Source organism: Catenulispora pinisilvae, assembly GCF_015356865.1.
GTDB lineage: Bacteria > Actinomycetota > Actinomycetes > Streptomycetales > Catenulisporaceae > Catenulispora > Catenulispora pinisilvae.
This window is the reverse complement of record NZ_JAAFZA010000419.1, coordinates 1-4,781: the sequence shown is the minus strand read 5'-3', so window position 1 is coordinate 4,781 and position 4,781 is coordinate 1. Positions and strand designations below refer to the sequence as shown.

The 4,781-nt window shown below is 70.3% G+C and carries 5 protein-coding genes; 1 reads left to right on the top strand and 4 read right to left on the bottom strand.

Annotation, left to right across the window (positions count from 1 at the left end; genetic code table 11):
• Positions 1 to 509: 509 nt before the first annotated feature.
• Positions 510 to 1,706 (bottom strand): MFS transporter, encoded by a 1,197-nt coding sequence (locus IZR01_RS48165; protein WP_194927778.1) that lies wholly within the window; start codon positions 1,704 to 1,706, stop codon positions 510 to 512.
• Positions 1,707 to 1,795: 89 nt separating this feature from the next.
• Here IZR01_RS48165 and IZR01_RS48160 point away from each other — a divergent pair, with 89 nt between their 5' ends.
• Positions 1,796 to 2,809 carry a helix-turn-helix transcriptional regulator gene (locus IZR01_RS48160; RefSeq protein WP_194927777.1) on the top strand — a complete coding sequence of 338 codons (1,014 nt, stop codon included), beginning with the start codon at positions 1,796 to 1,798 and terminating at the stop codon, positions 2,807 to 2,809.
• Positions 2,810 to 2,871: 62 nt separating this feature from the next.
• Here IZR01_RS48160 and IZR01_RS48155 read toward each other — a convergent pair whose 3' ends face one another.
• The 3 genes from IZR01_RS48155 to IZR01_RS48145 are packed head-to-tail and all read right to left on the bottom strand — an operon-like array spanning position 2,872 to position 4,702.
• Positions 2,872 to 3,822 (bottom strand): hypothetical protein, encoded by a 951-nt coding sequence (locus tag IZR01_RS48155; RefSeq protein WP_194927776.1) that lies wholly within the window; start codon positions 3,820 to 3,822, stop codon positions 2,872 to 2,874.
• A complete protein-coding gene (locus tag IZR01_RS48150) occupies positions 3,819 to 4,493 on the bottom strand; it encodes a cytochrome b N-terminal domain-containing protein (RefSeq protein WP_194899824.1) in 675 nt (224 codons plus the stop codon). Before IZR01_RS48150 ends, IZR01_RS48155 begins: the two co-directional genes overlap by 4 nt.
• On the bottom strand, positions 4,490 to 4,702 hold the full coding sequence (locus IZR01_RS48145) for a hypothetical protein (protein ID WP_194899823.1): 213 nt from the start codon (positions 4,700 to 4,702) through the stop codon (positions 4,490 to 4,492). The genes IZR01_RS48150 and IZR01_RS48145 overlap by 4 nt, the downstream gene beginning before the upstream one ends.
• Between the last annotated feature and the right edge of the window lie 79 nt (positions 4,703 to 4,781).

Below are 4,781 nucleotides of genomic sequence, written 5' to 3'. Positions count from 1 at the left end.
CCCTCACCTCCGCCGCCGTCGCAGCCTTCGCCGCCACCCCAGCCGCAACCGCTTGATAGCAACCGCACAACTGCTGAACGCCGCCCCGGCCCTGTCGCCCCGACCGCTGCCGGTCGCCTTTGCCGCCCCAGCCCCGACCGCTCGATGGCAACCGCACAACTGCTGAACGCCGCCCCGGCCTTGTCGCCGCGACCGCTGCCGGTCGCCTTTGCCGCCCCAGTCTTCGGCCGCCTGATCGCAGTCGGGCGACTGCTGAGCACCGGTATTTGCTTCGGCACTCCGGCCTTGTTGCCCCAGCCGCTGCCGCCGCCTTTGGTGCCCTCGTCCCGACTGCCTGATAGCAATCGGGCGACTGTTGAACACCGGCCCGAGCCCTTCCGCATGCTCACCCGCGCGGCTGGCGCAGTCTCGGCCGCCCGGCGCCGACCCGTTCACCCCCGGTGGCCTGACAGCATCCGGTCGACTGCTGAGCAGGCCAGCGTGGCGTTCGATCGCCCACTCCTCCCCACTCACCCCAGCGCCACGAACCGCCGCCGTCCGATCACCACCGCCACCGTCAGCGGGATCGTCACCACCCCGCACACCCCGAACAGCAGCCCGAACTGTCCCCGCGACGCGGCGCCGCCCCCGAACATCGCCCCGAGCGCGCTGCCCACGAACAGTGCCGCCACGTAGAACGACACCGCGGTGCCTCGCGCGTGCGGGACCACCGAGGTCGCCCAGGTTTGCAGCGTCGAGTGCAGGAAGGCCCAGCCCGCCCCCAGGAGGGTCGCCACCAATGCGTAGGTCGCTGTCCCCGGCGCGGCGACCGCGCATCCGTAGCCCACTACGACCAGCGCTCCGCCGATCGCGGCCAAGCCGTGTGCCGGTACGCGCCGCGTCAGTGCCTTCACCACGCGCGTGAATGCCAGCGTGCCCGCGCCGTACAGCGCCGTCAGTGCTCCGGCCGCGGCTGAGGACAACCCCCGGTGCTCCAATGCCGGTGCCACGAAGGTCAGGCCGCCCAGCAGGACCGCGCCCTCGACGATCCCCAAGGCCGTCACCACATAGGCGTACGGCGCGTGCAACACCGCCCCGAGTTGCTCGCGCAGACCGCCGGCCTTCGCCCGCTCCGGCTCCTCGACCCCGCGCAGCAGCACCACGGTTGTCAGGGCCACCAATGCCGGCACCGCGAACACCCACCGCCAACTGACCCAATGCGCCACGATCCCCGCGAACAATGCGGCCAGGCCGCTGCCCAGCCCCAGCGCGGCCATCAAGTCCGCGAGGGCGTTGTGCCGCCGCTCCGGCGCCACCGCGTCGCCGACGAAGCTCAGCGACGAAGGCACCGCCGCGCCGAATGCGAAGCCGGCGACGAAGCGGCACGCGCTCAGCAACGCCAGCCCCGGTACCACCGCCGAGGCCAGGCCGGCGATCGCCGCGATGGTCAGGGCCAACCGCACCACCCGCAACCGGCCGATTCGGTCGGACAGAATCCCCCACACCGGCTGCGACAATCCATAGGCGAGCGCATATCCACTCGCCAATGTGACGACCGCCGTCAGCGGCTTATGCATGGCGGCGGCAATCGTCACCAGAATCGGCGCCACCGCGAACCGATCGAAGTTCGCTGTGAACGCCGCCACAGTGAGTGGCAGCGGTATCCGCATATCGGACTTGGTTTCGACATGGCCGGTCTCAGCACCGGCGGCAAGAGTAGTAGTCACCCCACGATGTTCCGGCCGAACCGGCCTCGAAAGCCGGCCCTGCCGCTCACAGTTCATCCGGTGACCAGAACTAATAGGCTGGCCGGGCCATGAACGACAACGACGCGCAGCGCCGAGCGCTCGGCGCCTTCCTCCGCTCCCGCCGCGAACGCCTCACGCCGGAAGCGGCCGGCCTGGTCACGGCCTCCGGCGTGGCCTCAGGCATGGCCTCCGGCGCAGCTCCAGGCCCGGCACCAGGCGTGGCCCTTGGCACGGCCCCTGGCATGGCCTCCGGCACGGGCACCGGCCAGGCCCCCAGCGACAGCGCCGCATCACCGGCCGCCGCCACGTCGAAGGCCCGCCGCCGCACCCCGGGCCTGCGCCGCGAAGAAGTCGCCGCCCTCTCCGGCGTCAGCGTCTCCTGGTACTCGTGGCTGGAGCAGGGCCGCCCGATCGCCGCGTCGCGCCAGGTCCTCGACGCCCTGGCCGCCACCCTGCGCCTCACCGCCGCCGAACGCCGCCACCTCTTCGAACTCGCCGACGAGGCCGACGCCGCCGCGAACAACCAGGCGCCCGCCGACGGCTGCCCGGCGCTCGGTGAGCATCTGCGCGCGACGGTCGCGGCGCTGGCCCCGGTCCCGGCGTGCATCCTCGACCTGCACTGGGACCTGCTCGCCTACAACGACGCCGAGGCCGCGCTCTACGGCGGCCTGGTCCACCTCCCGCCGAGCCGCCGCAACATGATCTGGCTCTACTTCGGCTGGCCCGGGATGCGCACGATCCTCAAGGACTACGAGGCCGAGGCCTGGTCCGTCCTGGCCCAGTTCCGCGCCTCGGCCGACCGGCACCTCGCCGACCCGCGCTTCGCCGAGATCATCGCCGACGTCTCCGCCGCCGACCCCGACTTCGCCGCCCGCTGGAGCCGCCACGACATCGCCGCCTTCACCCCGGCCCTCAAGCGCTTCACGCACCCGGAGTACGGCCCGCTCACCTTCCGCCAGACCAAGCTCATCGCGGCCGAGAACCCCGACCTGCACCTGCTCGCGCGCCACCCCGCGGACCCGTCCACCAAACGCGCGTTGGACGCGATCGCCACGCTGCAAGATAAGCAGCGAGATGCTTAGCGCGAATCGCGTCCAACGCTTGGAGAAACCCTAGGCGGCGTAAAAGGAAAGCGGAATGAGAATCAGATCTCTGCCGCCTGCTTCTGTCGCCGATAGTGATCGCGCCAAATCAATCGATAAACCGGAATTACCCGAGGCACCGAACGCAACCCGGGAATGAACGGCAGCAGTACCAACACCGCCCCGACCACGCCCATCGTTCCCCAGACCAGCGCATCGCCGTTACCAGAGGTCTTATACGGCGAGATCTGGTACCAGAAGGTGTAAGGCGCCAGCCACACTTGCCCCGGGAAGTTGTTGACCTCGTTCATCATCCCCCACTGGGTCCCGGCCAGATGCTGCGTCTGGGCCTCGGCGGCCAGGTCGCTGCCATCGGCCAGGAACATCAGCGGCAGCGTGTAATCCGAGTGGTAGAAACCGCTTTCGGACATCAGCTGCCCCTCCAGCGAGCCGGCCTGCGCCTGGTTCAGCAGCTGCGCCAGCATCAGCGGGACCGGACCGTAGCTCCCGGCGGCCACCTTGGACGGGTCCCCGCCGGCCTTGCCCAGCGCGGTGGAGTACGCGCCGGTCCACGTCCCCTGCTGTTCGTCGCTCGCCGCCTTCCACGTGCTGATCGCGGCGGTCACCTCAGGGTTCTGCGGTACCGATTCCAGCGGCTTCATCACGAACGCGTCGACCGTGTCGATCGGGTGCGTGACGCCCGCCATCCGCGCGATGTGCAGCGGTCCGAGCTGCTGCCCCGCGGCGGCCGAGTTGTACGGTGGTCCGTACCCGGCGGTCGTGCTGCCGCCGTCGAGTTCGGCCAGCGCGGTGGTGGTGAAGTCGCCCGGGTCGTTGGTCGCCCAGGCCGCGATCGTCATCGGCTTCACGTCCGGGGAGGAGAACGCCGCGGCCAGCACGACGGTCAGCACGACCACCGCGACCAGCGCGATCACGAACTCCTTCACCAGGTCGTAGGGCCGCGACCCGAAGGAGTACGGATCCGGCTCGGCGTGCGGGCGGCGGCGGCTCATGCCTGCACCTCCTGTTCCGCGCCCCGCGCCGCCAACGGCGGCACCACGCCCCGCCGCCGCACCAGCAGGATGTGCAGCGCCACGACCACCGCCACCACCAACGGCAGCAGCGCGACGTGCCAGATCAGCATCTGGCCGAAGTCCATGGTGTTGAAGTACGCGCCGGCCCCGATCGAGTTCAGCCCGTCCTTGGCCTGCGTGGCGATCCACTGCGAGTCGAAGTTCTGCTGGATCAGGTACCCGGTCAGCGCGGTGAACGCCGAGGCGCCCAGCGCGATCACGCCGGTGATCCAGGTCAGCGCCCGCTTCCCGCGCCAGGCCGCCATGAAGAACTTGGCGATCAGGTGCACGGACATGAACGTCATGAACAGCTCCACGGACCACAGGTGCAGGCTGTTGACGAAGTGCCCGGTCCCCGACACGTGCCACCACGCCGCCCCCTTCACGGCGAGCACGGTGCCGGTGCCGACGACCGTCAGGAACGCCGTCAGGCTCAGCACCCCGAAGACGTAGATCCACGACGCGACATACGAGGGCTGGGTGTCAGGGAGCAACTGCTCCGGAGGCATGGCGTCGAAGATGCGACGCCGCAGCGCGCCGGTCCATCCACCGGCGGGCTCCGGATCCGGCATCGGCTCCGGATGCGTGGTCTCCTCGATCAGGCCGGTCATCTCCCGTCCCGTCCCCTCGGCTTCGGCTTCGGGAACGGCACGAACAGCGCGGCCAGGAACGCCACGCCGATGAGCACGATCATCACGATGTTGGCGGCGGAGATCTGGACGAATCCCCAGTGCAGGTAATGGCCGTGGCCGTTGAGGTCCACGGGTGGTGCGAACGCTGGGTGTGGGGTGGCTGGTGCGGCGGCGAGTGCGGTGGTCACAGGTGTCCTCATCGAGTGCTGGCCGCCCGGTGGGGCGGCGGGGGCAGGGTCGGAGCCCCGGACCGGGTGGGACCGGGGC